We start from the raw sequence: 25,479 nt of genomic DNA on the forward strand, positions 1-25,479 counted from the left end.
TTGTATACTTGCAGGATTAATAACCTGTTAATTATACACAACCACTACATGTCTTCTTCTTTTACACAACTACGTTCACTTTTCCTCAGTACTCTTCTCATTGCAGCTATTGTCATTGGCTGTAAAAGCTCAGACCCCGCTCCCGCTAACACAGTCGACTTATCGGGCAACTACAAAGTCACAGCCTATACAGCTACCGGCAACAACCAAACTATCGACTACGTACAGCTTTTTGCAGCGGTAGGCAGTAAGTGTTTTCAAGATTTGATCATCTCATTGAAAACAGATGGCACAGCAACGAGTAATAACCCCGCCTCTTGCGACTCTGGAGGTTCACCAGTCGATGAATTCAATGGCGCAAAATGGTCGGCAACCAACACGACGCTGACGTTTAAGGAAGCAGGTCAACCCGATAATAACTGGACTTACGTTCTATTGGGATCTAAGCTAACGCTGACCCAGACAGCTACATTGAATGGCACCTCAGTTGCGTCTAAAATGGAATTGACAAAGCAGTAAGAAAGTGTATCTCGTCTGCAAGAAAGCCATCCGACACGGGATGGCTTTCTTGCAGACGAGATACCAAGGCATCTCAGCGATAACCCATAGTACCCGTATGTTTTCTTTTCAAGTCCGTTTTTTGTCGATCGCCTTTTTCGTATGCCTTGCAGTACTAGTTGGCTGTAAAAGCGCAGATCCTACGCCTACCGATCCAATAACCAGTATCACCGGAAATTACAAACTGACCGAAGCGTTGCGCATACAAGGCATCGTATCCCAGGAAACACTTTTCGTTTTTGGCTCATCCTGCACGGATGCTTTAGTGGTTACCTTCAATGCCGGTAATACCGTAACGACGAATAAACCAGCTGCTTGTGAAAACGCCAGTTATGAAAGTAGTACGCTGGTTCGCACGTTTACGGATGCAAAATGGGCTATCAGCGACAATACGATGTCGCTAACCACAGTGGGGCAAACAAAGACAGATTTTCAATAAACACTGTCAGGCAACAAGCTAACGCTGTCTCAAAGCACGCCACTCGCCAGTGGAGCGACATTGGTTGAAAAACTAGTCTTTACCAAACAATAAGCGCTTTATTGAAGCGCGTAAAAACGAGACGACCCCTCAACTACACTGGTTGAGGGGTCGTCTCGTTTTGGCTTAATTCAGATTCTTGTTCAGGTAATCGACGTATTGCTGATAGAGCAGCACATACGTAGCGGGACTGTAGGCCACGCCGTGTGCGCCCGGCGGATAAATACGCAGGTCGGCATCTTTGCCCGCGTCTTCGAGCGCGTTCATGAGCTGGAAAGTGTTGCGCACGTGTACGTTCTCGTCCATCGTCGAATGGGCAATAAACATCTTACCGGCCAGGTTTTTGGCGTAAGGCGATACCGCGCTTTTAGCATAAGCGGCATCGTTGTCGGGAAGCAGGCCCATGTACCGCTCGGTGTAAATACTGTCATACAGCCGCCAGTCGGTGACGGGCGCCCCCACCAGCGCGACTTTGAACACGCCGGGGTGGGTCAGCATGGTGTAGCTGCTCATGTAGCCGCCGTAGCTGTGGCCGCGAATGGCCATCCGGTTGCCGTCGATGTAGGGCAGCGTAGCCATATAGCGAGCAGTTTCGGCAAAATCGAGGCTCTCAAATTGGCCCAGTTTCTCATACACCATTTTCTCGAAGTTGCTGCCGTAGCCGCCACTGCCGCGGTTGTTGGTACTCACGACCACGTACCCCTGCTGCGCCAGGTATTGCTGCCAGGCCTGCCCGTGCCACTCGTTGTAGACCGACTGCGCACCGGGTCCGCCGTAGATGTCGAGTACCATGGGGTACTTTTTGGCGGGATCGAAATCGGCGGGTTTTAGGATCGAGATGTCGATTTTCTGCCCGTCCTGCGTCGTAAACGAAGCCAGTTCTTTGGGTGCATAGACGTTTTTGCTGACGAAATCACGTACCCGGGCGTTGTCTTCCAGCGTCTTGATGAGCTTGCCTGATACGTCGCGGAGTTCGACCTGCGTGGGCGTCTGCACGTTTGAGTAGCGGTCGATGAAGAACTGGCCATTCCGCGACATGTTGATCGCGTGCCGACCCGCCGCCGTGGTGAGCCGCCGCTTGTTTTTGCCCGTCACGTCGATCACATACAGTTGCCGCTCCATCGGCGAGGCTTCGGTACTCGTATAATAGACTTTACCCGCCTTCGGGTCGATGTGCTGAATCGTCGACACCTCGAACGTACCTGACGTTACCTGATTCAGCAGTTTGCCGGTGTAATCGTAGCGGTACAAATGCGCCCAGCCATCACGCTCCGACACCCAATAGTATTCCTTGACGTTTTCGGGGAAATAAAACAGGTGATCGACACCTGCGAAGAAGTCAAACACGTCGACCCATGTCTTCGAGTTCTCGGTCATGATCGGTTTGGCCGCGCCCGTGCGCGTGTCGGTCATGTAGAGCGTCAACTCGTTTTGCTTCCGGTTGAGGTGCACCACTGCCAGCTGCCCTTCCTGCGACGTCCAATAAATGCGCGGGATGTAGCCCTGCTGCCCTTCTACCTGCATAAAGGCAGTTTTGCCGTTGCTGATCTCGACCGCCCCAATCCGAACGCTGGGGTTCCGGTCGCCCACGCGGGGGTAAGGCAGCGAGTCGTAGGTTTCGCGGAAACCCCGGTAGTCGGTCAGGCGGTAAATGGGCACGGCCCGCTCGTCGGATTGCCAGAAGGCGATAAACTTACTATCCGGCGACCACTGCCACGCCTGCGCCAGGCCAAATTCTTCTTCGTAGGCCCAACCGAAACGGCCGTTGTAAAACGCCGGTTTAGCGTCGCCTGTCAGTTGTGTTTCTTTCTGGGTGGCGAAATCAAAAACAAACAGGTTACCGCCCCGTTCGTAGCCTACGCGCTTGCCATCGGGCGAAAGTTCAGCCGTCTGGGCATCTTTCGCCACTAGTTTCAGCACCTTGTCGGCAAGGCTGTACACGTAGTAATCGGATATACCTGACCGGCGGTAAACAGGCCGAAAATTGGTCTGGAAGAACAGGTTTTTCGAGTCTTTCGACCATTGAAACGACTCGTAGGCGAACGCCTTGTCGGTGCCGGGAAACTTCAGTTGCGCCGCGTCGAATACGGCTTCTTCCTGTTGCGTGGCCGGATTCAGCGTTTTGATTGTCCCCGACCGGTCGAGATACGAAAAGCGCGTACCCCCGTCGATCCAGTTGATCGAGCGCGGCCCGGTAGAGCCCGTCAGTTGGCTACCCGAGCGGATTGCCTGTTGCAGATCGGTATAGCGGGTCTTGGCGGTTTGGGCCAAACCCGTAATCGAAACAAAGAGGAGCAGTACCGCTCCGCTAATGCGTGTGTTGATGGTCATTTAGTCGATTTAACCGGTGCGCCGGTGCGGTTCAAAAGCCAAAGTTCATTCTTCTTCTCATAATATGCCAAGCAACAGTGAACTTTGGACTTTAAACGTTGAACCCTTAGTTTTCAACATGAAAATCAACAAACTGCTCGTAGCCAATCGGGGTGAAATTGCCCTACGCGTGATGCGTACCGCCCGCGAAATGGGCATCCAAACCGTGGCCATTTATTCGGAAGCCGACCGCAACGCGCTGCACGTTCGCTATGCCGATGAAGCCGCCTGTGTGGGGCCGGCGCCGTCTTCGCAATCCTACCTGCGGGGCGACGCCATCATCGACATTTGCAAGCAGTTGGGTGTCGATGCCATTCACCCTGGCTACGGTTTTTTATCGGAAAACGCGCAGTTTGCCCGTGCCGTGCGCGAAGCCGGGCTCATCTTCGTGGGGCCGTCGCCCGAAAGCATCGAGGTGATGGGCAGCAAGCTTGCCGCCAAGGCCGCCGTTGCCGACTACGACATCCCGATGGTGCCCGGCACGCCCAGCGCCATCACCGACCGGGCTGAAGCCAAAGCCATTTCGGCCCAAATCGGCTACCCCATTCTGATCAAAGCCTCGGCGGGCGGTGGCGGCAAAGGCATGCGGATCGTGGAAAACGAAGCCGATTTCGACGAGCAGATGGACCGCGCCGTGAGCGAAGCCATTTCGTCGTTCGGCGATGGGTCGGTGTTTATCGAGAAGTACGTAACCTCGCCGCGCCACGTCGAGATTCAGGTGCTGGGCGATCAGCATGGCAATATCATTCACCTGTTTGAGCGGGAATGTTCGGTGCAACGTCGACACCAGAAAGTAGTAGAAGAAGCGCCGTCGGCCATTCTGACGCCCGAAATCCGGGACGCCATGGGCAAGGCGGCGGTGGGGGTAGCGCGGGCCTGTGGTTACTACGGTGCGGGCACGGTGGAGTTCATCGTCGATGACCAGCTGAATTTCTATTTCCTCGAAATGAATACCCGCCTTCAGGTCGAGCACCCCGTCACTGAACTCATCACGGGCGTCGATCTGGTTGAGCAGATGATCTACGTGGCCGAAGGGAAGGCGCTCACCATCAAGCAAGAGGACTTGCAGATCAAAGGACACGCGGTGGAGATTCGGGTGTACGCCGAAGACCCCGCCAACAACTTCCTGCCCGACGTGGGTACGTTGGATACCTACGTGCGTCCGCAGGGCAACGGCGTGCGCGTCGACGATGGCTTCGAGCAGGGCATGGCCATTCCGATTTATTACGACCCGATGATCGCCAAGCTCATTACCTACGGCAACGACCGCGAAGCCGCCATTCAGAAGATGATCCGGGCTATCGACGAGTACCAGATTTCGGGCGTACAGACCACGCTCGGTTTCTGTCTGTTTGTGATGAAGCACGAAGTCTTCCGGTCGGGGCAGTTCGATACGCATTTTGTCAGCCGCTATTTCACCGCACCGGCCGACGTACTAACCAGCACGACGATCAGCCCCGCCGAAACCGAGTTAGCTGCCGCGCTGGCAACGTACCTGCTCGACAGCCACAAAACAAAACCCGCCGCAACAGCCCTCAGCGGACCCGCCCGCCCCGCCAGTCAGTGGCGAACCAAGCGGTTGCACTGACCATTACCACACTACCCACCATGACGACCAATCCTCACGATAAATTATTTAAAGCCGCTTTTTCAGAGCCCAGTGTTGTTGCCTCGCTCATCGAAGACCTGTTTCCTGCCGAGTTGGCCACCGCCATTCGCCTTGATTCGCTTACGTTGAGCAACGCCTCCTATATCGACGAGTCGCTTGATGAGCATTTCGCTGATCTGGTCTACGACTGTCAGTTTAACGGCAATCAATCCGTGCAAATTGCGCTTTTACTGGAACACAAAAGCTACACGGTCAGGCATCCGCATTTACAATTGTTGCGGTACTTAATGAATCGCTGGCAGCAAGATGTAGAGCACAATCAGGCGCTGACACCCACTATTGCTGTCATTATTTACCACGGTGAGGCACCTTGGCCCTACAAGCCTTTCTCGGCTTCTTTAGCTAGCTCAGATCCTGCTCTGGCACCCTTCTTTCCAGGGTTCGACTATTTGTTGATCAACCTGTCGACACTTCCCGATCAACAGATCGTCGCTTTTAAAAGTCAATTTCTGGCGTTGTCGGCGGCCATGATGAAGCATCGGCACGACAAGGCGTTCGACACGTTTCTGGCGACTATTGTGGCGCCGTTACTAGGTCAGATTGCCGAAGCCGATCTGGAACGAGTCATGTCGCCCCTGTTCGTTTACGCCCTGGAGGTATCTGAGTTGACTGGGAAGGAGATCATTTCTATTTTTAGGAGAACAAATCAAACAGAAACAACAATGACGACACTCGAACGCTTTCACTACGAAATGACCAAAATTGGCCGGGAAGAAGGGCGTGAGGAAGGACGCGAAGAAGGGCGCCACGAAGCCATTTATAAGACAGTTAAAGGTGCGTTGACGCTTGGGATGGATGCCCCCACTATAGCCGCCACCTTCGAGATTGCGCTTGAGGACGTGGAAAACGTTCTTCGTCAGCTTCAGAATGAGCAAGCCTGACTGTTAGCTAGCAATACATCAGCAAAAAGGCCCTACCAGCATTGGTAGGGCCTTTTTGCTGAAACGAAGTAGTCAGCTTAGCGCACTGATACAACTTCAATATCGAATGCCAGCGGCGTATAACCTGGAATAACGGAATAGCCCGCAGTGCCATAGCCGAGCGATGATGGAAAAACGATGGTTGCTTTCTCCCCTACTTTCAACGCCCGGATACCCGACTCAAATCCTTTGATAATTGAGGTTGAGCCAAGCGCCACCTCGAATAACTGTTTGCCTACGTTCGAGTCGAATACGGTGCCGTAGCGTAGCAGCTTACCCGTGTACCGCACGCTCACCGTTTGCCCGTTGACCAGTTCTGACCCGGTAGCGACCGCCTGCGTTTTGCAGATACGAACCCCATCCTGCGTCTGCGTAGTCAACGTCAGCTTGTTGCGGGTAATGTAATCCGCAATCTGCTCATCTTCCGACCGCAATTTGCGCAGCGTTGTATAAAAACGAATAGGCGTATTGGCAGGCAGGCCCTTGTATTCGGTGCTCTGGAAGGCCGCATACGACGGAATCAGATAAATGGCCGATTCACCTTCCCGCGTCTTAGACAATCCGATATCGATACCCGGAGGCAGGCTTCCGATATTGAACCGGAAGTAGGCCAGCGAATCTTTCTTCGTACTATCGGCTCGGTACTTGCCATCGAGCGAGGTAATCAGGTACGTTACCTCGGCTTCATCGCCTGAGGCTGGCAGCCGCCCCGCCGTGTTGGGCGTCGTAATGGCGTAACGTACCCCGGCTCCCGCATACAGGTAGTTCTGCGGCTGCGTTTTCGCAAAGGCGGCAATCGCCGTTGTGTCTTTCGAAAAGGTGTCGGCCGTCGTGTCTACGTAATTGTCTTTACACGAGAGGAAGGCTGTAGCGGATAAAACGGCGGCTACAAGCGCCATACTGGCTTTACGCATAAGAAAAGATTGTTTGTTGATGGCCGGTTGGATCAACCATTAACGTTTTTTATAAGTACCCCACTTTTTAAAGGAACGTTGGAAGTACGGTTAAAAATTTACGGATTCCCCATTTTTCAGTGCTTTAAACCGCGCAGGCTCAATCTGTTGGGCAGCCAGGGCTTTTTTCAGATCCGTTACAGGTTCGTTGGCTCCGTCGTCGGCCAGCGGGAACGTACCGAAGTGAATAGCCACGCTTTGCTCCGAACGGACATCCTGATGCACCCGCACGGCGTCGGGCGGGCCGATATGCACCGGCGCCATAAACCAGTTGGGTTTGTAGGCCCCAATCGGGATCAGGGCCAGCCGCAACGGACCAAACTGCGCCCCGATTGCTTTGAAGTGCGGGCCGTAGCCCGAATCGCCCGCAAAATACACATTCCCAACGGCTTTGTTGGCCATAACGTACCCAGCCCAAAGCGTGGCGTTGCGGTCAAACATACCCCGCCCCGAAAAGTGTTGCGCCGGTACGCAGTGCAGCGTCGTGGTTGAATTGATAGCCACCGATTGGTGCCAGTCCATCTCGGTCACGTTGCCGACGCCTTCCTGCTCCAGAAACGCCTTCACCCCCAGCGGGCAGACGATGCGCGGTTTGTCGCGGGCCGCCAGCTTCTTCACGGTGCCGATCTCCAGGTGATCCCAGTGGTTGTGGCTCAATAGCAGCAGGTCGACGTGGGGCAAATCGTCGAACCGGATACCGGGCGGGCAATTCCGGGCCGGGCCAATGAACGAGAACGGACTGACGCGATTCTCATAGATAGGGTCGGTGAGCACATTCAGGCCATCGAACTGAAGGAGCATGGTCGAGTGGTTCACGTAAGTTACGCGCACCGGGCTGCGTTGGGCCGAATCAGCAGAGGGCGCAGCGTTGGCGTCGACACGGGCGGGCGGAGCAGCCCCGGGCGGATCATTGTGAAACGCGGGCCAGGGTTCGGTTATCTCGTGGTTCAACTGCCATTTCAGCACGCCAGACAGCCCTTGAGGCTGCTCGGCACCGGGCGTAAAAAACGTTTTGCCGTTGAAATGATCCGATACCGGGCCTGTATAACGAGGAGCCGAAATCCAGTAGCCAATCAGTAGCGCGACCAACACCACCAGAATAAGAAGAGCCAGTAGGCCCAGCAGAATTTTTGAGAGCATAATTGCGGAACGAAGCGCCTCCGCAAAGGTATCGGTTCGGCCGGAAGATGGCTCATCGGCCGTGAAGTTGCTCCCCCACGGAATAGGCCTGATTTTTGTAGCGGTCCACTTATTGCCTCAACTCGTCGTTTGCGTCAATGCCTAACCCCTTCCGAATCAGCCTGTTTCTCGTTGCCTTGGCGCTGGCCCTCGGGGCAAATCTGACCCATTCGATGGCACAGTCGCGGAAAGTTCGGTATGCCTTCCAGCAACGCGTTTCCAGTCGTTTCAGTACGCCGTCGCGTACGCCAGCCATTACGCTGGCTACTTCATCGACTCAGCCAGTTACGACCGGCACCGCGGTTTCGATCATGCAGCGGCAAACCTATCTGGACGGTCAGCAGCCCGCCCTTCGGCAGCGCAATCGGGTTGAACTGAGTTTCCATTTGCTGCCTACCCTTACCTGGAACAGCGTATCCGGCTCAGGTACGTTCGCTCGCTTCGATAGCCCCGGTGCTTCGTTACAGTATAGTGTAGGGCCCAGCGTAGATATCTATCTGATGCAGAACCGATACGCCCTCAGCACCGGTCTTTGGTATACGGCCAAGAACGTTGGCTTTGTGCACCCGGTCAGCGACGGCGGCGGCCTCTCGACCTACAACCTGCAATACATTCAGCTTCCGGTCACGATGAAGCTGATGAGCGATAACCTGATCAAAACCGGACGTACCTACGTACAATATGGCGCTACGGTCGACGTCAAAGTGGCCGAGCGGGCACTCGACAAAGCCAGCAATGTGTTTTACCAGCGCAATAGCAGCCGCAATCAGTTTGCCGCTACCGATTTTGGGCTGTTGGTGGCAGTCGGCTACATCCGGCAGATTAGCCCCACCAATTCGCTCATCGTCAGCCTGCAATATCAGCGCAGTTTTGTCGACACCGCTACCCTGCCCGAGCTAACGTCGAAAAACAACCTGCTCGCACTTGGGGCCGGATTAAGCTTCTAAGCTTGGCATTGGCCGTTTGCTTGCCGTCATTTGTCGTTCAACGTACGTAATCGACAATCAGCTTATGCAGGAAGCCCTCCACGACGCGGCCAAATTCAAATTCTGGAAGAGCCAGCTCGAAACTAATGGCCTCAAAATCAATAAAATCGATGATCATTTCATCCGCCGACGTACCAACGGTGAGGTGCTGTTTGCCATGCTCACCGTGGATGCCGATACGCCCGAAGGCGATAAAATTCCGCCGGTATGTTTCCTGAAAGGCCATGCCGCCTCGGTACTTGTCTGCCTGATCGACGAACAAACCGGCGATAAATTTGTGGTGCTGGTACGGCAGCGGCGCATCTCCGACGGCTCGCATACCTACGAGCATCCCGCCGGCATGGTCGATACCGACGATGACCCGACCGATACGGCGGCCCGCGAAGTAGGCGAAGAGATTGGGCTCACCCTCCAGCCCGAGGAACTTACCAAGCTCAACCCAACGCTTTGGTTTCCCAGTACTGGCACCAGCGACGAAGCCATGCACTTCTATTTCGTCGAAAAAACGATGCCGCGCGAGCAGATCATGTCGTTCCACCTGAAGAAGATCGACAGCGACTCTGATTACGAGCGAATCACTTCGGTAGTGGCTACGCTGCCCGAAGCGCACAAGCTCGTCACGAACGTAAATGGGCTGCTAATTCAGTTTCTGTACCTGCATCATGTAGGCGATTATGAGACGATGCGGAAGTTCTGATTGCAACCGATTGCATAAAATTAAATCGCCACTTACTTTTGCTGAGTAAGTCGCACCTAAGCCCGGCTTTCCTTTTTATTTATCATGGCTCAAATTAACCTGACACTCGGCGACAAGGCGTATTTCCCGTTCGTCGAGAAAACCGTCGCCTACGAAGGGCGCGATTCGGATAACCCGCTGGCGTTCAAATTCTACAACCCCGCGCAGACCATCATGGGCATGCCCATGAAAGACCTCTTCCGCTTCGCGGTGGCCTACTGGCACACCTTCTGCGGCACCGGGGCCGACCCCTTCGGGCCGGGCGTGAAGCATTTCCCCTGGGATGCTGGTCAGGATCCGCTGGGCGCTGCCTTCCAGAAAGCCGATGCAGCCTTCGAGTTCATCACCAAGATGGGCATCGAATACTACTGCTTCCACGACGTTGATGTAGCGCCCGAAGGCAACTCGAACCACGATTTTGAAAGCAACTTCCGCAAGGTTGTCGACTACCTGAAGCAGAAGCAGCAGGCGAGCGGCGTTAATCTGCTCTGGGGCACGGCCAATCTGTTCTCGCATGAGCGCTACATGAACGGCGCAAGCACCAACCCCGATTTCCACGTGCTGGCGCATGGTGCCTGGCAGGTGAAAAACGCCATCGACGCCACCATCGAGCTCGGCGGCCGGGGCTACACCTTCTGGGGTGGTCGCGAAGGGTATATGTCGTTGCTCAATACCAACATGAAGCGCGAGCAGGAACACCTGGGGCGTTTCCTGCAGGTGAGCCGCGATTACGCCCGCAAGCAAGGCTTCACAGGGTCGTTCTACATCGAACCCAAGCCGATGGAGCCGACCAAACACCAATACGATTTCGATGCCGCCACGGTAGTCGGCTTCCTGAACAAATTCGGGTTGCAGGATGATTTCGAGCTGAACATTGAAACCAACCACGCCACGCTGGCCAGCCATACCTTCGCGCATGAGCTACAGGTAGCCGCCGACAACAACATGCTCGGCAGCATCGACGCCAACCGCGGCGACTACCAGAACGGCTGGGATACCGACCAATTCCCCGTCGATGTGTACGAACTGACCGAGGCAATGCTGGTGATTCTGGAAGCGGGTGGCTTCAAATCGGGTGGGGTTAACTTCGACGCCAAAACGCGCCGGAACTCGACCGATCTGGAAGATATCTTCATCGCCCACATCGGCGGTATGGATACCTTCGCCCGGGCTGCCATCGCCGCCGAGGCCATCCTGACCAAGTCGAAGTACAAACAACTTCGCACCGATCGCTACACCAGCTACGACAGCGGCGCCGGTGCCGACTTCGAAGCAGGCAAACTGACCCTCGAAGATCTCCGCCAATACGCCATCGACAATGGCGAAGCCAAGCAGGTCAGCGGCAAGCAGGAGCTTTACGAAATGATCGTAAATCAGTACATTTAATGTACAATGAATGATGTATAATGAACAATGGGCTGGCGCATCTTACTCTTGCGTCAGCCCATTGTTCATTATACATCATTCATTGTACATTAATCCTAGTAGTTAACGCAAGGGGTTGTAAACCACGAAGACCCCGTTCGTCAATCTGAATACAGGCTTTCCATCCGTGTCGAAGGCCGTGAAGGTAAGTTTGCCTGAAACCCTGTTACCAGAGGCATACTCGTCAACAATTTCTAGCGTTCCTGAAACGCGATAAGCCCGCCAGTCCTTCCTCAAATACGAATCGAGCGAAGCGGGATCTGTCTCCCCTAAAAATTCACTAAACAAAACTTTCAACGGAGTTACCGCTTCGGATGAAACATCATATACGCCCTTCTTAAGCGGTTTGAGGCCTACACCGTTTTCGAGTTGCACTTCGTACCCGTCCGTTGATATGAGCGTATGGCGGTAATAAGTAGGCGTCGGATACGGAGGCTGATATAGATTGTTGGTTTCCCCAGTGTTGAAGCGCTGTTGAAAGAAGGAGGTTTGCCTACCAATACGCTCAAGGCTAGCCGAGAAAGTATTGAAATTGCGGTTGGCACAGTCGGTCTGGCTTATGAATAGCCTGTCAACAACGGCCTTTAACGTAAGCGGCTGCAAGGTTCTGGTGTTCAGCATCGTCACTTCCAGGTTCAGCGAGAGTTCGTTTTCGGTTGTGTTATAAACGAAATTGCTGATGCTGGCCGACCGCATCGGTGCGAACGTCGATGTACGGTATTCACCCGTGTCGCCATCAAGTCTGGCATACAGCAGTTGGCCGCTTTTCGACAAGTGAAATTCTACCGAATACGGAAAGTCTTTGACGGCAAACTCCGCACTTTTTCGGTACATGTTAAAGCTGAAAAAGATCGAGTTACAGCTTTCGTTTGCCGATTCACGGTTAAGTAAGTCATACTGTGTGCTGCCAATCGTAAACTGAGCGACTGGTTGGGGAGCTACGTCAGGCTGCCCTTTCCGGGAACAGCCCAAGACGCCCACGACCAAAAGCAGTATCAATATAGTTGATTTCATAACGGCGCGTTAAACGTCGGAAACATAGGATATGTTAGCCAAACTAGTCATGAAATTGATCGAATGGGCACAAAAGGTCACTTAAGATGGCTACCTAGATGCTATTTCCACGTAGGTAGTCGCCGATGGCCATGCGCCGTTTTCCTTCGGCCTGTAGTTCAGTGATGCTAATCCAGCCATCGGCAGCTTTAACGAGCAGATTCGTTTTACCATCGGTGTAAGCCTGACCCGGTTCAGCAACCATCGGGCTTCCGTCGGGCGGCGTTCCGTTGGGCGGCATTCCGTTGGCTACGTCAGTGGCGTAGATTTTATAGAATCGTCCATTGATCGTCGTCCAGGCGGTCGGGTAGGGCGAGAGGCCCCGGATGAAGTTCCGCAACGTACCTACCGGTTGATTCCAGTCGATTTCGGTGTTCTCACGGTTAAGCTTAGGGGCGCTTTTTTCGTCACCGGGCTCCGGCTGCGGCGTTCGTGGGTACGTTCCGGCTTCAATAGCCTGCACTGTCCGCAACACCAGCGCTGCGCCACGCACCATCAGGCGATCGTGCAACGTACCTGCGTTATCGTCGGGATGAATCGGCTCCGTTTCCTGGAAGATCATCTGCCCCGTGTCGATCTCTTTCTCGATGAAGAAAGTTGTAACACCGGTTTCGGTTTCGCCCCGGATAATGGCCCAGTTGATGGGTGCCGCCCCCCGATAATCGGGCAGTTTCGATCCGTGCAGGTTGAACGTACCTACGGACGGCATACTCCAGACCACTTCGGGCAGCATCCGGAAGGCCACAACCACTTGCAGGTCAGCCTGGTAATTGGCCAGTTCGGCCAGAAAAGCCGGGTCGCGAAGTTTTTCGGGCTGCAAGACGGGCAGGCCCGCTGCCAGCGCGGCTTTCTTGACCGGCGAGGGCGTTAGTTGCTGCCCCCGCCCCGATGGCCGGTCGGGTGCCGTAATCACGGCGACCACGTTACAACCGCCCTCCAGCAGGGCTTGCAGGCTGGCTACCGCAAAATCGGGGGTGCCCATAAACACAAGGCGTAGTTTCTCGTTCATTATTCGTAAATCGTACGTCTATTGACAAACGGCTGACCAACTTCGTACATTTGTTGATCCGCTGTCTACTTCCAATGCGACAACAATACACATTGCTCTTAACCAAATCGGCTACCGATTCGGGTACCCACTCAGGTATCCGCTGGGTTTTCTGACAAGGCTGCAAAACAAATGAAATTGCTTGCAGAACGGTCGGTGGGCCGTTCTTTTTTTATCCCCCTGGGGAAAGACATTACTGCATTATGGCTAAGATTAACTATTACACGGAGGAGGGCCTAAACCGCCTCAAAGCAGAGCTTAATGATCTGAAAACCAAAGGCCGGGCGGCCATTGCACATGCGATTGCCGAAGCGCGCGACAAAGGCGACCTGAGCGAAAACGCCGAATATGACGCCGCCAAAGACGCGCAGGGCCTGCATGAATTGAAAATCTCGAAGTTAGAAGAAGTACTCGCCAACGCCCGCCTGCTCGATGAATCGTCGATTGACGCGTCGCAGGTATCGGTCTTGTCGAAGGTGAAAATAAAAAACAAGAAAACGGGCGCCGAAGTGACCTATACCCTCGTTTCGGAAGAAGAAGCCGACCTCAAACTGGGTCGTATTTCGGTGGGGTCTCCCATTGGCAAGGGCCTGTTGGGCAAGAAGGTCGGCGACACGGCCGAAATCACCATTCCCGCTGGCAAAATCGATTTCGAAATCATCGACATCAGCCGGTAGTAAAGTGAGTTCAAGGTTTAACGTCTAAGGTTCAAAGTTGGCTGACGCACAAATAGTGGTTGCGTCAGCCAACTTTGAACCTTAGACGTTAAACCTTGAACTCACTTTTCGTATATCACAAAATCGAATGCGGCTTCGTGGCGTTCGTCGGCGGGGTGATGATGGCGGCTTACTTCGTGCCACGCCGTCTTGTCGAACAGCGGAAACTGCGTATCACCGTCGTAGGTACGTTGGATTTCGGTTAGGTAGATACGGGTAGCCAATGGCAGGGCTGCTTTGTAGATTTCGCCACCCCCAATCACAAAGATTTCGGCCGTTCCCTCGCTTTGGGCTTCAATCGATCTGGCCACCTCAATCGCTTGCTCCAGCGTGTGCACGACAGTAGCACCATCGGGTTTGAAGGCGGTGTTGCGCGTCACGATGATGTTGGTCCGTTTGGGCAGGGGCTTACCCAGCGCCTCAAACGATTTGCGCCCCATAATGATGGCGTGCCCCATGGTCTGGCGCTTGAAATAGGCAAAGTCGTCGGGCAGGTGCCACGGTAGGTCGGGTTTGCCGTCGGCGTCATTGCGCCCGATCACGCGATTCTGGGCCATGGCCGCAATTAAACTAATGTGCATAAAGTCAGTTCGGCCGTTTTCCGTCAGCCGTTTTTGGGCGGTACAGACCAGCCGAGCAACGAACGGGCAAACTACCGTTTGCGCCGCAGCATGAGTTGGCGGCAGTTGGTCAGGTTAATTTCTTCGTATCAAAAACAGGGGCCAGCGCCGAGGGAAGCCAGCTTATCGCCTGAGTTTGCACAAAGGTATGACGAGCGTTGATTCGGGTCTTATGGAAGGCAAGCCAGCGCAAGGCGATCTACCCCCGCGGCAATGAGAGCGTCGAGTTCTGCGGCCGAAGCCCCATCGGCCGCGATACCGACACTCAGCGAACGAGGCACCGCCGCCCGAAAGGCCAGCGCTTTATCGAGCGAAAACGAAGCGGGCATTAGCCCCGGCAACGGCACCCCCGTGCTATTTTTCAGCCCATCGACGCCCGCATCGGCTGCTGTCTTGATCATAGCGGCCAGTTGATCGTTGGTAAGTAGGTCCTGTTCCAGTACTACCGTCAGCGGCACTTCCCGCGCGTGGGCCACGGCTGCCAGCTTCACCAGCTCGATTTTCAGCCATACCGACGTGGGCGATAGCAGCGCCGAGGTATTCAGTACCACGTCGATGGCATTGGCTCCATCGGCCAGCGCCAGTTCCAACTCCTGCTGCTTCACCTCGGTGCGCTGGTAGCCAAACGGGTAGCCAATGGCCGCCGTCAGCGTGGCGGGGTGCTGATCGCCCAACTCGCGGCGGTGTTTTTTCACCCAGAACGGCGCCACCACCAGCCCAAGCAGACCCAGCTGATTCACCTCATCGAGGGCGTCGTACTGCTCGTTAATCGTAACGTTGGGGTAGAGCAACGTGCGTTCGATGTAGGGGAACAGATGATTCATGGAAACTTAGTTTGTTGTTTGTAGTTTGACCTTTGACGCTGACCGAAAGGTGCATATGGCCGCAAGCTGGCTAACTACCAACGACAAACGTCACACGACAACCCTTTTTTTTGTTGCTTTGTACACACTACAAGCTAACCACTACCGACTATGCGTTTCTTCACGTACCTACTTGTATTTGTTTTACTGGTGCTCGGCGTTTTGTTTCTGCTGACTGGCTGGAGCTATTCAGATGGTGAACGGGCAGGCACCGTTTCCAAATTTAGCCGCCGGGGTTACCTCTTCAAAACCTACGAAGGTGTACTGAATGTAGGTGGCTTTTCGGGCGAAACCGGCTCGCTAACCCCTCAGTTCTTCGATTTTTCGGTAAAAGACGATGCCGTCGCCCAGAAGATCACAGAGGCCGTTAAAACTGGTCAGCGCGTGACACTTCACTACGAAGAGAAAATCCTGCGCCTCCCCTGGAATGGCGAAACCAAGTATTACATCACCGACGTGGAGTTTGTCGGCCAGACGCCTTATGGCCAACAGCCCTTTGGCGGGCAACAGCAGGTGCAGCCGCAACCCGATATGCAACAACCTGCTCAGCCGACTCCGGCCCCTCAGTCGCAGTCGGTAACGGCCGATTCGGTTCTATAACAGACTACAACTGACCAATGTCAGTCAACTACCTGCGAAGCGCCGTTCGGAATACTCGAACGGCGCTTTTCGTTTCGGTGTACCTTTGGGGCTATGCTGACAATACTCGACAAAACGTTTGTCCCCTTTATTGATCGTGATAGGCTTCAGAGCCGCATTGCCGAACTGGCCGAGCAAATCAACCGCGACTACGCCAACCGCCGCCCGCTGATCGTAGGCGTACTAAACGGAGCGGTCCTGTTTACGGCCGATCTGCTCAAAAACCTCACGATCGACTGCGAAATTACGTTTATCCGGGTGGCGTCATACGACAAAACCAGCTCGACAGGGCAGATCAAGCAAATCCTGGGGCTTTCTGAAGTCATCACCGGCCGCGACCTGATCGTGATCGAAGACATCGTCGATACCGGCCTGACCATGCAAGAGGTGTTACGTCAGCTCAACGAAAAAGAGCCGGCTTCCATCGCCATCGCGACCTTGCTGTTCAAACCCGAAGCCCTGCAAACACCCCTCGACCTGACTTACGTCGGGTTTGAGATCGAAAATCAGTTTGTGGTGGGTTACGGCCTCGACTACGACGGGCTGGGCCGGAATACGCAGGCCATTTTTGTACTGGAACAACCGTAACGGCGCACGCCCCTGCCCTGCTATCGTTGCGGATTTACGGATGAATTCACGTCACTACCCCCTACTTATTCTGGCCCTGGGCGCGTTTTTCTACCTGCCTTTTCTGGGTCGCGTTCACCTGTTCGACTGGGACGAAATCAACTTTGCCGAGTCGGCGCGGGAGATGCTCGTGACAGGCAATTTCGCCCGCGTGCAGATCAACTTTGAGCCGTTCTGGGAAAAACCGCCCCTGTTTTTCTGGCTACAGGCGACGGCCATGTACTGGCTGGGGGTGGGCGAATATGCCGCCCGCCTGCCCAACGCCCTCATCGGCATCGCCACGCTGCTTACCTTCTACAAAGTGGGAACGTACCTGCACGGGCCGCGCTTCGGGCTGCTATGGGCGGTGGGGTATCTGGGGGCGCTCACCCCACATCTGTACTTCAAAACAGGGATTATCGATCCCACCTTCAACCTGTTCATCTTCCTGGGTGTCTGGTATACGTACCTGGCGGCCCAACAGTATGGCAAACCGAAAGTGGGCCAACTGGCGGCGTTGGCGGGCCTGTTTGTCGGGCTGGCCATCCTGACCAAAGGACCGGTGGGTGCTTTGCTGGCGGGCCTCACGTTTGGCATTGTGTGGGCGCTCACCCGCTTCAGGCCGTTGCTGCGGTTTTGGCATGCCCTGATGGCTATCAGCATTGCCCTGGGTATTGCGTCGTTGTGGTTTGGCCTCGAAATCATCCAGAATGGTCCATGGTTTTTGCAGGAGTTTATCGAGTACCAGATCCGGCTCTTCTCGACGCCCGATGCCGGGCACGGACAGCCGTTCTACTATCATTTTGTGGTGGTGCTGGTGGGCTGTTTTCCGCTGTCGATTTTCGCCATCCGCTACCTCACCGCCTCAACCGATCCGCGCGATTTCCGGCTCTGGATGGTGGTGCTGTTCTGGGTGGTGATGATTCTGTTTTCGATCGTCAAGACCAAGATCGTCCATTATTCGAGCATGGCGTGGTTTCCGGTATCGTACCTGGCCGCCCGCCACATCGCCGATCTGCTGGTCGGCCGGGTAGCCTGGAATCGCTGGCTAACCGCCGGACTGCTGTTCATTGGTGTCCTATTGGGCTTATTGCTGACCGCCCTGCCCGTGGTGGGTCGGTTCAAAACCGCGCTGATTCCCTACATCAATGACCCGTTTGCGGTGGCCAACCTGCAAGCCAACGTAACCTGGGGCGGCTGGGAATGGGTGATCGGCCTGACGTACCTGGTGGTGCTGCTCACGGCTATTGTCCGGCTGGCTCATTTTGTGCGGGCAAGGCGCAACAACGTACCTGAAAACAGCCTGCCCGGCCCCATCTGGGCCCTGTTTGGGGCTACGGCTGTTTGCCTGTGGCTTTATCTGGCGCTGATCGTGCCCAAGATCGAGGAGTACGTGCAGGGTGCCGTGGTACGCTTTTACACCGAGCGGCAAGGGCAGGACGTATATGCTGAACCTGTTGGTTACAAAAGCTACGCGCAGTTGTTTTACTTCCGCAAGCAGCCGCCCGTAAATCCCAAAACCCGCCAGTCAGACTACCTGCTCAACGGTCCCGTCGATAAGCCAACGTACCTGATTACCAAGATCAACGTGGCCGATCAATACCGCACCAACCCCAACCTGCGGCTTATTCGTGAGGAAAACGGCTATGTCCTGTTTGAACGGAGGTAGACCGTTGAAGCCCTTTCCGACCGGGAAGAGGAACTGCTTAGGGAAAACTCACTGCGATTCACTACCTTTAGTAACCTTAGCCGATAGGTGGTTGAGGACTGCATGCCCTCAATCTAGATGTCTTCTACTTCCTCTAAGGATTTCTCATTTCCCTTACAGGCACTGCCCAAAACGCCAACCGGTATTACCGGATTGGACGAAATAACCGAAGGCGGCTTGCCCAAAGGGCGCCCTACCCTCATTTGCGGAAGTGCCGGTTGCGGCAAAACGCTCTTCTCGATGGAGTTTCTGGTGCGTGGTGCACTGGACTACGAGGAGCCCGGGGTTTTTATGGCTTTTGAAGAAAAAGCCGACGAACTGGCCGTCAACGTTGCGTCGCTGGGTTTCAACCTGCAACAGCTTCAGCACGACAAACGCATTAAGCTCGACTATGTACGCATCGAACGCAGCGAGATCGAAGAAACCGGCGAGTATGACCTCGATGGGCTCTTCATCCGGCTTGGGTACGCCATCGACAGCATCGGGGCCAAACGCGTGGTGCTCGATACCATCGAAAACCTGTTTTCGGGCCTGACCAATCAGGGTATTCTGCGGGCGGAGCTGCGCCGCCTGTTTGAATGGCTGAAAGAAAAGCAGGTAACGGCTATCATTACCGGCGAGCGCGGGTCGGGTACGTTGACCCGCCACGGGCTGGAAGAATACGTGTCTGACTGCGTGATTCTGCTCGATCACCGCGTCGATAACCAGATTTCGACCCGGCTGCTTCGTATTGTCAAATACCGCGGGTCGGTACACGGCACCAACGAATACCCGTTCCTGATCGACAAAGACGGCATTTCGGTACTGCCAGTTACGTCGCTTACCCTCGATCATGCCGTATCGAGCGACCGGGTTTCGTCGGGCATTCCCTCGCTCGATCGTATGCTCGACGGCAAGGGCTATTTCCGGGGGAGTAGTGTGCTGGTATCGGGCACCGCGGGTACGGGCAAAACCAGTATCGCCGGCAGCTTCGCCAACGAAACATGCCAACGTGGCGAACGCTGCATTTTCTTTGCGTTTGAAGAGTCGCCGCAGCAGATTATCCGCAACATGAAATCGATCGGGCTCGATTTGCAGAAGCATATCGATGCCGGGTTGCTGACATTCCACGCGTCACGCCCTACCCTCAACGGCCTTGAGATGCACCTGACAGTGATTCATAAGCTGATCAGGTCCGTCAATCCGCGGGTCGTGATTCTGGACCCGATTACCAACCTGATTACGGTGGGCTCGATGAGCGAGGTGAAGTCGATGCTGATCCGGCTGATCGACTTTTTGCAGGCCCAACAGATCACGGTGCTCTTCACGGCACTGACTCGCAACACAGTTGTTGAAGAGCAGACCGACGAAGGCGTGGCTTCGCTGGTGGATACGTGGCTGCTGGTGCGCGACATCGAATCGAACGGCGAACGCAACCGGGGGCTCTACGTGATGAAGGCGCGGGGTATGCGGCATTCCAATCAGGTACGTGAGTTTGTGATTACCGATCACGGCGTCGACCTGGTCGATGTCTATCTCGGCCCCGACGGCGTGCTGACCGGTTCAGCGCGCGAAGCACAACAACTACAGGAGTATACCGGCGAGGCCCTGCGCGACCACGCGGTGACTCAGAAGGATCGTGAAATTGAACGTAAACGGCTGGTGCTCGAATCAAAAATTACCAGCCTGCGCGAAGAATTTGAATCGGTTCAGGATGAGCTCAACAAGACCTACATTGAAGACGAGCTTCGGAAAGAAATTCTTCAGAAGAATCGCGAGCAGCTTACCCGTATCCGACATAAAGAAGAGTAAGCAGCCCCACCAAACTGCCACTCTTTCAACTTTTTAGCTTTCAGCTACTTAGCTCTACCCGTTCACTACACACACGTCCAAGGGAATGAACACGCCTACCAATGAGCAGGATACCATCTGGGAGCTGCGCCTCTACATCGCCGGTAATACACCCAAATCGGTGGCGGCACTGGCCAATCTCAAGCGATACTGCGAAAACAACCTTAAGGATAATTATGTCATTGAAGTAATCGACTTGCTGGTTCACCCCCAGCTGGCGGAAGGCGACCAGATTCTGGCCGTGCCAACGCTGGTCAAGAAAGTGCCCGAACCGATTCGGAAAATCATCGGCGATTTGTCGAATGAAGAAAAAGTACTGGTTGGGCTGAACATTCGCCCGGCAACGTCTTAACATGCATACGCTCAACCCTGCCGATGACCCCTCCCCTGAAAACGGCGCAGCGCCCTATCAGCTAAGCCTATTTGTAACGGGGGCCTCGGTCAACTCGGTGCGGGCTATTACCAATCTTAAACGCCTTTGCGAGACGTACCTGCCGGGGCGTTACGCACTGGAGGTTATCGACGTGCATCAGCAGCGCGACATAGCCGAACAGCACCAGATCATTGCCTTACCGTTGCTGATCAAACGCTTACCCCTGCCCGAGCGACGGCTGATCGGTGATATGTCGAATACCGAAAAGGTGCTTCAGGGATTAGGCCTAGCTGCCCCTTTTGCATGAACGCAACCCTGACCTACGAGGAGTTACTGGCTGAAAATCAACGACTGCGCGAGCAGCTGGAAGAAGCCACCGAGACGATCCACGCCATCCGCACGGGTCAGGTTGATGCGTTGGTGGTCACGGGCGACGACGGGCACGAGCTCTACACCCTGAAAACAGCCGATCAGACCTACCGGGTGTTTATCGAAACCATGAACGAAGGGGCTGTTACGCTCAGCGCGGGCGGCCTCATCGTCTACGGCAACTCCATGTTCGCCACCATGGTGGGGCTACCGCTGTCGCAGGTGATTGGCCTTTCGTTCGACAACTTTGTGGCGGCTCAGAGCCTATCCGCCTACCAGCAACTGGTTGAGATGGGCTGGACCGACAAACACCGCGTTGAAATGACGCTCTGCGACCATACCGACCACGCCATTCCGTGCCTGCTGTCGGTGACGGCTCTTGAGCTCGACGAAGGACCGTCGTTGAGCGTTATCATTACCGACCTGACGAGTCAGAAAGAAACCCAGCAGCTCCTTTCTCTTAACAATGAGCAGTTGAAGCTGGCCAATCGCGCGCTGGAAATCAGCAACAATGCGCTCAACCTGTCCAACGATAACCTTCAGCAGTTTGCCTACGTAGCCTCGCACGATTTGCAGGAACCGCTCCGCAAAATCAGGTCGTTTGGCGAGTTGTTGAAGGCCGATTATGGCGCAAATCTGGGTGATGAAGGGCACGATCTGATCACGCGCATGAACGCCGCCGCAGCCCGCATGACGCTGTTGATCAAAGATCTGCTCGACTATTCGCGCCTGACTATGCAGCAAGTGCCGTTTAAGCCCGTTTCGCTCGATTCGCTGCTTACCGATGTGCTCGATGACCTGTCGGTGTCCGTAGCCGAATGGGGTGCTGTAATCGACCGCGCCGACCTACCCGTGGTACAGGGCGATAAAGTGCAGCTTCGGCAGTTGTTTCAGAATCTGCTAAGCAATGCGTTGAAATTTCACCGCACCGACGTTTCCCCGCATATTCGGGTCAGCGCCCGCCGAGTAGTGATTACCGACCTGCCCGCGGCGGTGCAGAACACCATTCCGCCTAGTTCCGTCGCGAATCAGGTCTTCCACGAGATCAGTGTGGCCGACAACGGCATTGGTTTCGATGAGAAATACCTCGACCGTATTTTTCAGGTATTCCAGCGACTGCACGGTCGTCGGATTTACCCGGGCAGCGGCGTTGGCCTGGCTATCTGCCGGAAAGTGGCCAACAACCACCGCGGCGAACTCACCGCCGAAAGCAAACCCGGCGTGGGCTCAACGTTCAAGCTTTTCCTGCCCGCCTAGGTACGTAGCGCCGTCTTGACCCAATAAACCATTTGCTTGGCCGAATCGGTGGTCTCCCCAATATCGGGCCAGCTGAAGGTGCTTTGTAGACGATCTTCGCGATGGTAGCCCCGACTGAGCCAGAAGGCGTCGAGCGGCTGATAGCTCGCCGGACGCAGGGGATGATCGGCGGGGCGCTGTACGGCACAGAAGCAGGTGGTTGGGTACGTACCGAAGCTCGCCGCGTGCGCCTCACGCTCATCGAAGAACCGATGCCCTAGCCCCATACCCCGGTAACGAGGCAGCAAAATGCTTTCCCCGAAATAAAAGATCTGATCGAGCGCATAGCCGGCTTTCCGAAAAGGCGCCTGTACTTCGGCGGTTTCGTCGAGCAGCGGCAGGCAGGTGGTAGCTCCCACCAGTTCATCACCATCGAAAACGGCAAACAGCAGCGAACGCGCCGAGCGGGCGTAGGTTTCCAGGTACGTTGTTTCGTAGGCAATAGACCCTTCGTAGAGGTACGGAAAATCACGAAAGACCGTGATCCGCAGCCTCGCCAACGGCTCGAACACTTCCCGGAACGACGCCCCGGTATACTGCTGAAAGGTCAGGTTAGGCATGGGGAGTGGGAATGAATAATGGATAATTTAAACTGTATAATGAGCACTGATAAAGAAGAGTTTGTCAGCTTAGCAGAGTCATTATACAGTCTACATTATCCATTATTCATTCTTTTTAAGCTACCAGCGACTCCCAGAGGGGCAGGTTGTAATACGTGGTAACGCGGGTGATTTTTCCGTCGGCCACGTCGAGAAACGAACCGGCAGGAAGCTGATACGTCTGGCCGTGCGCTTCGGGCAGATCACCGTCGGTTTTCTTGTATACCCCGTTGACGACAAATTCACAGGCGACGCGCGAAGGCGTTGCCGAATTCGTCAGGATCACCAGATCAGTGAGGGTTTCGTCGTAGCAGTCGTCCATATGCTGAAGGAACTGCGTAAACAAGTCTTTGCCGGTGCGCGACGATCCCTGGTTACTATCGTGCCGAACGTCGTCGCTCAGCAGCGCCAGCATGGCCGACCAGTCTTTCCGGTTAAACGCGGCATAATACGACGCTACAGTTTCGTGTGAAGTCATTAAAAGGGCGTTTGGTGTTCGATGTTTGGCGTTTGACGTTATTTGTCCAACGCGAGACAGCAAACGCCAAACGTCAAACCTATTTCACGTCTACGTCGTAAATCTGAACGCGGTTCCAGAGGTGTTTGCAGTTGTCTACAAACGCCAGGTGGATCGGGTGTTCCTGATAGACGTCGTGCGATGCTTCGTCGGCGAAGGTCAGCAGCAGCGCAAAGTCGTAGCTGTGGTCGATAACGGGCCGACGGGTAGCCGCCGCCGTTCCAATTTGTGCAGCCTGAATGGCCTCTACGCCCCGCAACGACTCGAGGCCCGCTTTCAGGGCGGCCCGATCCTCGTCGGATTCGGGGCGGGCCAGCCAGAAATAAACAGAATGAATGAACATGAGATGGAGATTGATAAACGATAAGTGGTAAGCGGCAAACGATAAGCTATTGATGCACAAGCGTCATCGCTCTTTTCGTATCGTTCATCGCTTACCACTCACCCTTTACCGTTGATTAACTGTTTTTTTCAAGTTGTTTCACCAGCGCGGCAAAATCCTTCGGGTAGGGTGACTCGACCGTCAGTTCGTCGCCGTTCAGTTTGGTAAAGGTAAGCGAATGAGCGTGTAGGGCTACCCGCTGAATCAGCGGTTGCTCTTCGGTATCCTGCTTCAGGTTGAAATCGCGCTTGATCTGCGACAGAAAAACCGGCTTCCCTCCGTAGGTGGGATCCTGCACGATGGGCGCTTTGAGGCACATCAGGTGCACCCGAATCTGGTGCATCCGGCCCGTGATGGGCATACACTCCACCAGCGTGTTGATCCGGTAGGCCCGCAGCGTGTTGAAGATAGTTTCGGCGACCTTGCCCTTTTCCCGATCGATTTTTACGTGCGTACCGTCGCGGCTCGGCGCAATGGGCAGGTAGACCGAAATGTCTTCGAAGTTATGGACGCCGTTGGTGATGGCATGGTAGCGTTTAGCCACCTCGCGGTGCTCAAACTGCATGGCGAGGTGCCGGTAGGCCTCCGGGTGTTTGGCAATGGCCAACGTACCCGAAGTCTCTTTGTCGAGCCGGTGCGCCAGTTGAGCGTCATCGCTGTAGGCTTTAGCCAGTCGCAGGATGCTGACGCCCGCCTTGTCGGTTGTGCGTTCGTCGAGCGAGGCCACGTGCGGCGGCTTGTTGATGAGGATATAGTCATCGTCCTCATACAGAATGAGGTCGGCGAAATTCAGTTTCATACCGCAAAGGTACGGCGTTTATGCCAGTAACACCCGCACCGCCTCGTTGCGCCCTCAGTCTGAAACGCCCGCTTCCATCAGCTCACCCAGGATCTTCTGGGCGGCAATGGAAATAACCGTGCCGGGGCCAGTTCGCCCTACAGTAATGCCATGAACGCTTGCAATGTCAAACATCTTACGGCAGGAAACTCGAGCTGTTGAAGCGCACTGAAATGACTGTCGTTGGTTACCAAGTAATCAACCCCTGGTGATACAGCACAGTCGACAAACTTGTTATCATCATAGTCGCTGGCAATAGCAGACCAACGGTAATATATCTCTGTCTGAACAGTATTATACTGTCTATCAATAAGTTCGAGGACGTTATTGGCGATAGCTACGGTCATCTTTCGCTCTAGAATCTCGGCGTACTCCTCCAAAATTTCGGTACTAACGGCCAGCTCAAACTGACCGGAACGATAGGCGTCAAAGACCGCGCGATAGGGAGACACTCTCGGGATAATGGCCAGCAGGCAGTTGGTATCCAGCACAATACGCATTAGTCGTGCTGATAAGGAGTGCGATTGTGCTCGGTCAGCCAACGCTCTGCCGTCGCAGCATTCCAGCCTTGCTGCTCAAACAAGGCATCAACGTCCTCATCCACTTTACGAGCGAAGTAATCGGCCAACAACTGTTTGATTTCCAGCACCTGCTCATCGGACACGGGTCGCGAGAAGGTTTTCAAAAGCTCTAGTTGCAACGAGGTTAGCATAGGCTTGCTGCTTTTATTCGTCATTAACAAGTTAAT

Annotated in this window: 28 protein-coding genes; 15 read left to right on the top strand and 13 right to left on the bottom strand. The window is 54.7% G+C overall.

Annotated elements, in window-relative coordinates:
- Nucleotides 1-48: 48 nt before the first annotated feature.
- Both ACAW74_RS08720 and ACAW74_RS08725 read left to right on the top strand, forming a co-directional pair.
- Nucleotides 49-519 carry a hypothetical protein gene (locus ACAW74_RS08720; protein ID WP_370697801.1) on the top strand — a complete coding sequence of 157 codons (471 nt, stop codon included), beginning with the start codon at nucleotides 49-51 and terminating at the stop codon, nucleotides 517-519.
- A gap of 97 nt (nucleotides 520-616) precedes the next feature.
- On the top strand, nucleotides 617-997 hold the full coding sequence (locus ACAW74_RS08725) for a hypothetical protein (protein ID WP_370697802.1): 381 nt from the start codon (nucleotides 617-619) through the stop codon (nucleotides 995-997).
- Between the two features lie 165 nt (nucleotides 998-1,162).
- Here the strand turns inward: ACAW74_RS08725 and ACAW74_RS08730 are convergent, their stop codons facing one another.
- Nucleotides 1,163-3,367 carry a S9 family peptidase gene (locus tag ACAW74_RS08730; protein ID WP_370697803.1) on the bottom strand — a complete coding sequence of 735 codons (2,205 nt, stop codon included), beginning with the start codon at nucleotides 3,365-3,367 and terminating at the stop codon, nucleotides 1,163-1,165.
- 118 nt (nucleotides 3,368-3,485) lie between these two features.
- Between ACAW74_RS08730 and ACAW74_RS08735 the strand changes: the two genes are divergently transcribed.
- A complete protein-coding gene (locus tag ACAW74_RS08735; RefSeq protein WP_370697804.1) occupies nucleotides 3,486-4,994 on the top strand; it encodes an acetyl-CoA carboxylase biotin carboxylase subunit in 1,509 nt (502 codons plus the stop codon).
- A 20-nt stretch (nucleotides 4,995-5,014) separates the two neighbouring features.
- Nucleotides 5,015-5,956 (top strand): Rpn family recombination-promoting nuclease/putative transposase, encoded by a 942-nt coding sequence (locus ACAW74_RS08740; RefSeq protein ID WP_370697805.1) that lies wholly within the window; start codon nucleotides 5,015-5,017, stop codon nucleotides 5,954-5,956.
- Nucleotides 5,957-6,033: 77 nt separating this feature from the next.
- Here ACAW74_RS08740 and ACAW74_RS08745 read toward each other — a convergent pair whose 3' ends face one another.
- Nucleotides 6,034-6,909: an FKBP-type peptidyl-prolyl cis-trans isomerase gene (locus ACAW74_RS08745; RefSeq protein WP_370697806.1), complete on the bottom strand. Its 876-nt coding sequence runs from the start codon at nucleotides 6,907-6,909 to the stop codon at nucleotides 6,034-6,036.
- 90 nt (nucleotides 6,910-6,999) lie between these two features.
- Entirely contained in the window at nucleotides 7,000-8,088 is a 1,089-nt protein-coding gene (locus tag ACAW74_RS08750; protein ID WP_370697807.1) for an MBL fold metallo-hydrolase, read from the bottom strand.
- A gap of 137 nt (nucleotides 8,089-8,225) precedes the next feature.
- Between ACAW74_RS08750 and ACAW74_RS08755 the strand changes: the two genes are divergently transcribed.
- From ACAW74_RS08755 to xylA, 3 genes are all read left to right on the top strand, one after another.
- Nucleotides 8,226-9,074, top strand: a complete 849-nt coding sequence (locus ACAW74_RS08755) for an outer membrane beta-barrel protein (RefSeq protein WP_370697808.1) — start codon at nucleotides 8,226-8,228, stop codon at nucleotides 9,072-9,074.
- A gap of 64 nt (nucleotides 9,075-9,138) precedes the next feature.
- Nucleotides 9,139-9,810, top strand: a complete 672-nt coding sequence (locus tag ACAW74_RS08760; protein WP_370697809.1) for an NUDIX hydrolase — start codon at nucleotides 9,139-9,141, stop codon at nucleotides 9,808-9,810.
- A gap of 84 nt (nucleotides 9,811-9,894) precedes the next feature.
- Complete coding sequence (xylA, locus tag ACAW74_RS08765; RefSeq protein WP_370697810.1) at nucleotides 9,895-11,235, top strand: xylose isomerase; 1,341 nt, start codon at nucleotides 9,895-9,897, stop codon at nucleotides 11,233-11,235.
- Nucleotides 11,236-11,337: 102 nt separating this feature from the next.
- Here the strand turns inward: xylA and ACAW74_RS08770 are convergent, their stop codons facing one another.
- Nucleotides 11,338-12,288 carry a hypothetical protein gene (locus tag ACAW74_RS08770; protein WP_370697811.1) on the bottom strand — a complete coding sequence of 317 codons (951 nt, stop codon included), beginning with the start codon at nucleotides 12,286-12,288 and terminating at the stop codon, nucleotides 11,338-11,340.
- Between the two features lie 94 nt (nucleotides 12,289-12,382).
- Complete coding sequence (fmt, locus tag ACAW74_RS08775; protein ID WP_370697812.1) at nucleotides 12,383-13,336, bottom strand: methionyl-tRNA formyltransferase; 954 nt, start codon at nucleotides 13,334-13,336, stop codon at nucleotides 12,383-12,385.
- A gap of 242 nt (nucleotides 13,337-13,578) precedes the next feature.
- Here fmt and greA point away from each other — a divergent pair, with 242 nt between their 5' ends.
- On the top strand, nucleotides 13,579-14,052 hold the full coding sequence (gene greA / locus ACAW74_RS08780) for a transcription elongation factor GreA (protein ID WP_015329790.1): 474 nt from the start codon (nucleotides 13,579-13,581) through the stop codon (nucleotides 14,050-14,052).
- 101 nt (nucleotides 14,053-14,153) lie between these two features.
- Here greA and ACAW74_RS08785 read toward each other — a convergent pair whose 3' ends face one another.
- Nucleotides 14,154-14,672, bottom strand: coding sequence for a dihydrofolate reductase (locus ACAW74_RS08785; protein ID WP_370697813.1), 519 nt, complete (start codon nucleotides 14,670-14,672; stop codon nucleotides 14,154-14,156).
- A gap of 209 nt (nucleotides 14,673-14,881) precedes the next feature.
- Nucleotides 14,882-15,535: a deoxyribose-phosphate aldolase gene (locus ACAW74_RS08790; protein ID WP_370697814.1), complete on the bottom strand. Its 654-nt coding sequence runs from the start codon at nucleotides 15,533-15,535 to the stop codon at nucleotides 14,882-14,884.
- A gap of 150 nt (nucleotides 15,536-15,685) precedes the next feature.
- Between ACAW74_RS08790 and ACAW74_RS08795 the strand changes: the two genes are divergently transcribed.
- The 7 genes from ACAW74_RS08795 (at nucleotide 15,686) to ACAW74_RS08825 (ending at nucleotide 22,356) form a co-directional block, all read left to right on the top strand.
- Nucleotides 15,686-16,174: a DUF8785 domain-containing protein gene (locus tag ACAW74_RS08795; RefSeq protein ID WP_370697815.1), complete on the top strand. Its 489-nt coding sequence runs from the start codon at nucleotides 15,686-15,688 to the stop codon at nucleotides 16,172-16,174.
- 93 nt (nucleotides 16,175-16,267) lie between these two features.
- Nucleotides 16,268-16,801 carry a hypoxanthine phosphoribosyltransferase gene (gene hpt / locus ACAW74_RS08800; protein ID WP_370697816.1) on the top strand — a complete coding sequence of 178 codons (534 nt, stop codon included), beginning with the start codon at nucleotides 16,268-16,270 and terminating at the stop codon, nucleotides 16,799-16,801.
- 40 nt (nucleotides 16,802-16,841) lie between these two features.
- On the top strand, nucleotides 16,842-18,488 hold the full coding sequence (locus ACAW74_RS08805; protein ID WP_370697817.1) for an ArnT family glycosyltransferase: 1,647 nt from the start codon (nucleotides 16,842-16,844) through the stop codon (nucleotides 18,486-18,488).
- A 117-nt stretch (nucleotides 18,489-18,605) separates the two neighbouring features.
- Nucleotides 18,606-20,318 carry a circadian clock protein KaiC gene (gene kaiC, locus ACAW74_RS08810; RefSeq protein WP_370697818.1) on the top strand — a complete coding sequence of 571 codons (1,713 nt, stop codon included), beginning with the start codon at nucleotides 18,606-18,608 and terminating at the stop codon, nucleotides 20,316-20,318.
- Between the two features lie 85 nt (nucleotides 20,319-20,403).
- Nucleotides 20,404-20,709 carry a circadian clock KaiB family protein gene (locus ACAW74_RS08815; RefSeq protein WP_370697819.1) on the top strand — a complete coding sequence of 102 codons (306 nt, stop codon included), beginning with the start codon at nucleotides 20,404-20,406 and terminating at the stop codon, nucleotides 20,707-20,709.
- A 1-nt stretch (nucleotide 20,710) separates the two neighbouring features.
- Nucleotides 20,711-21,037, top strand: a complete 327-nt coding sequence (locus tag ACAW74_RS08820) for a circadian clock KaiB family protein (protein ID WP_370697820.1) — start codon at nucleotides 20,711-20,713, stop codon at nucleotides 21,035-21,037.
- Nucleotides 21,034-22,356, top strand: a complete 1,323-nt coding sequence (locus tag ACAW74_RS08825) for a sensor histidine kinase (RefSeq protein WP_370697821.1) — start codon at nucleotides 21,034-21,036, stop codon at nucleotides 22,354-22,356. Before ACAW74_RS08820 ends, ACAW74_RS08825 begins: the two co-directional genes overlap by 4 nt.
- Here the strand turns inward: ACAW74_RS08825 and ACAW74_RS08830 are convergent.
- The 6 genes from ACAW74_RS08830 to ACAW74_RS08855 all read right to left on the bottom strand — a co-directional run bounded on the left by ACAW74_RS08830 (nucleotide 22,353) and on the right by ACAW74_RS08855 (nucleotide 25,467).
- Nucleotides 22,353-22,955 carry a GNAT family N-acetyltransferase gene (locus tag ACAW74_RS08830; protein ID WP_370697822.1) on the bottom strand — a complete coding sequence of 201 codons (603 nt, stop codon included), beginning with the start codon at nucleotides 22,953-22,955 and terminating at the stop codon, nucleotides 22,353-22,355. The two genes, ACAW74_RS08825 and ACAW74_RS08830, sit on opposite strands and share 4 nt — an antisense overlap.
- 115 nt (nucleotides 22,956-23,070) lie before the next feature.
- Complete coding sequence (locus ACAW74_RS08835) at nucleotides 23,071-23,472, bottom strand: ketosteroid isomerase-related protein (protein WP_370697823.1); 402 nt, start codon at nucleotides 23,470-23,472, stop codon at nucleotides 23,071-23,073.
- Nucleotides 23,473-23,551: 79 nt separating this feature from the next.
- On the bottom strand, nucleotides 23,552-23,854 hold the full coding sequence (locus tag ACAW74_RS08840) for a Dabb family protein (RefSeq protein ID WP_370697824.1): 303 nt from the start codon (nucleotides 23,852-23,854) through the stop codon (nucleotides 23,552-23,554).
- A gap of 115 nt (nucleotides 23,855-23,969) precedes the next feature.
- Nucleotides 23,970-24,692, bottom strand: a complete 723-nt coding sequence (locus ACAW74_RS08845) for an RluA family pseudouridine synthase (protein WP_370697825.1) — start codon at nucleotides 24,690-24,692, stop codon at nucleotides 23,970-23,972.
- Nucleotides 24,693-24,829: 137 nt separating this feature from the next.
- Nucleotides 24,830-25,231, bottom strand: coding sequence for a putative toxin-antitoxin system toxin component, PIN family (locus tag ACAW74_RS08850; RefSeq protein WP_370697826.1), 402 nt, complete (start codon nucleotides 25,229-25,231; stop codon nucleotides 24,830-24,832).
- Nucleotides 25,231-25,467 carry a DUF8507 family protein gene (locus ACAW74_RS08855; RefSeq protein ID WP_502918609.1) on the bottom strand — a complete coding sequence of 79 codons (237 nt, stop codon included), beginning with the start codon at nucleotides 25,465-25,467 and terminating at the stop codon, nucleotides 25,231-25,233. Before ACAW74_RS08855 ends, ACAW74_RS08850 begins: the two co-directional genes overlap by 1 nt.
- Nucleotides 25,468-25,479 lie beyond the last annotated feature (12 nt).

Source organism: Fibrella musci, from assembly GCF_041321105.1.
In the GTDB taxonomy this organism is placed as follows: domain Bacteria; phylum Bacteroidota; class Bacteroidia; order Cytophagales; family Spirosomataceae; genus Fibrella; species Fibrella musci.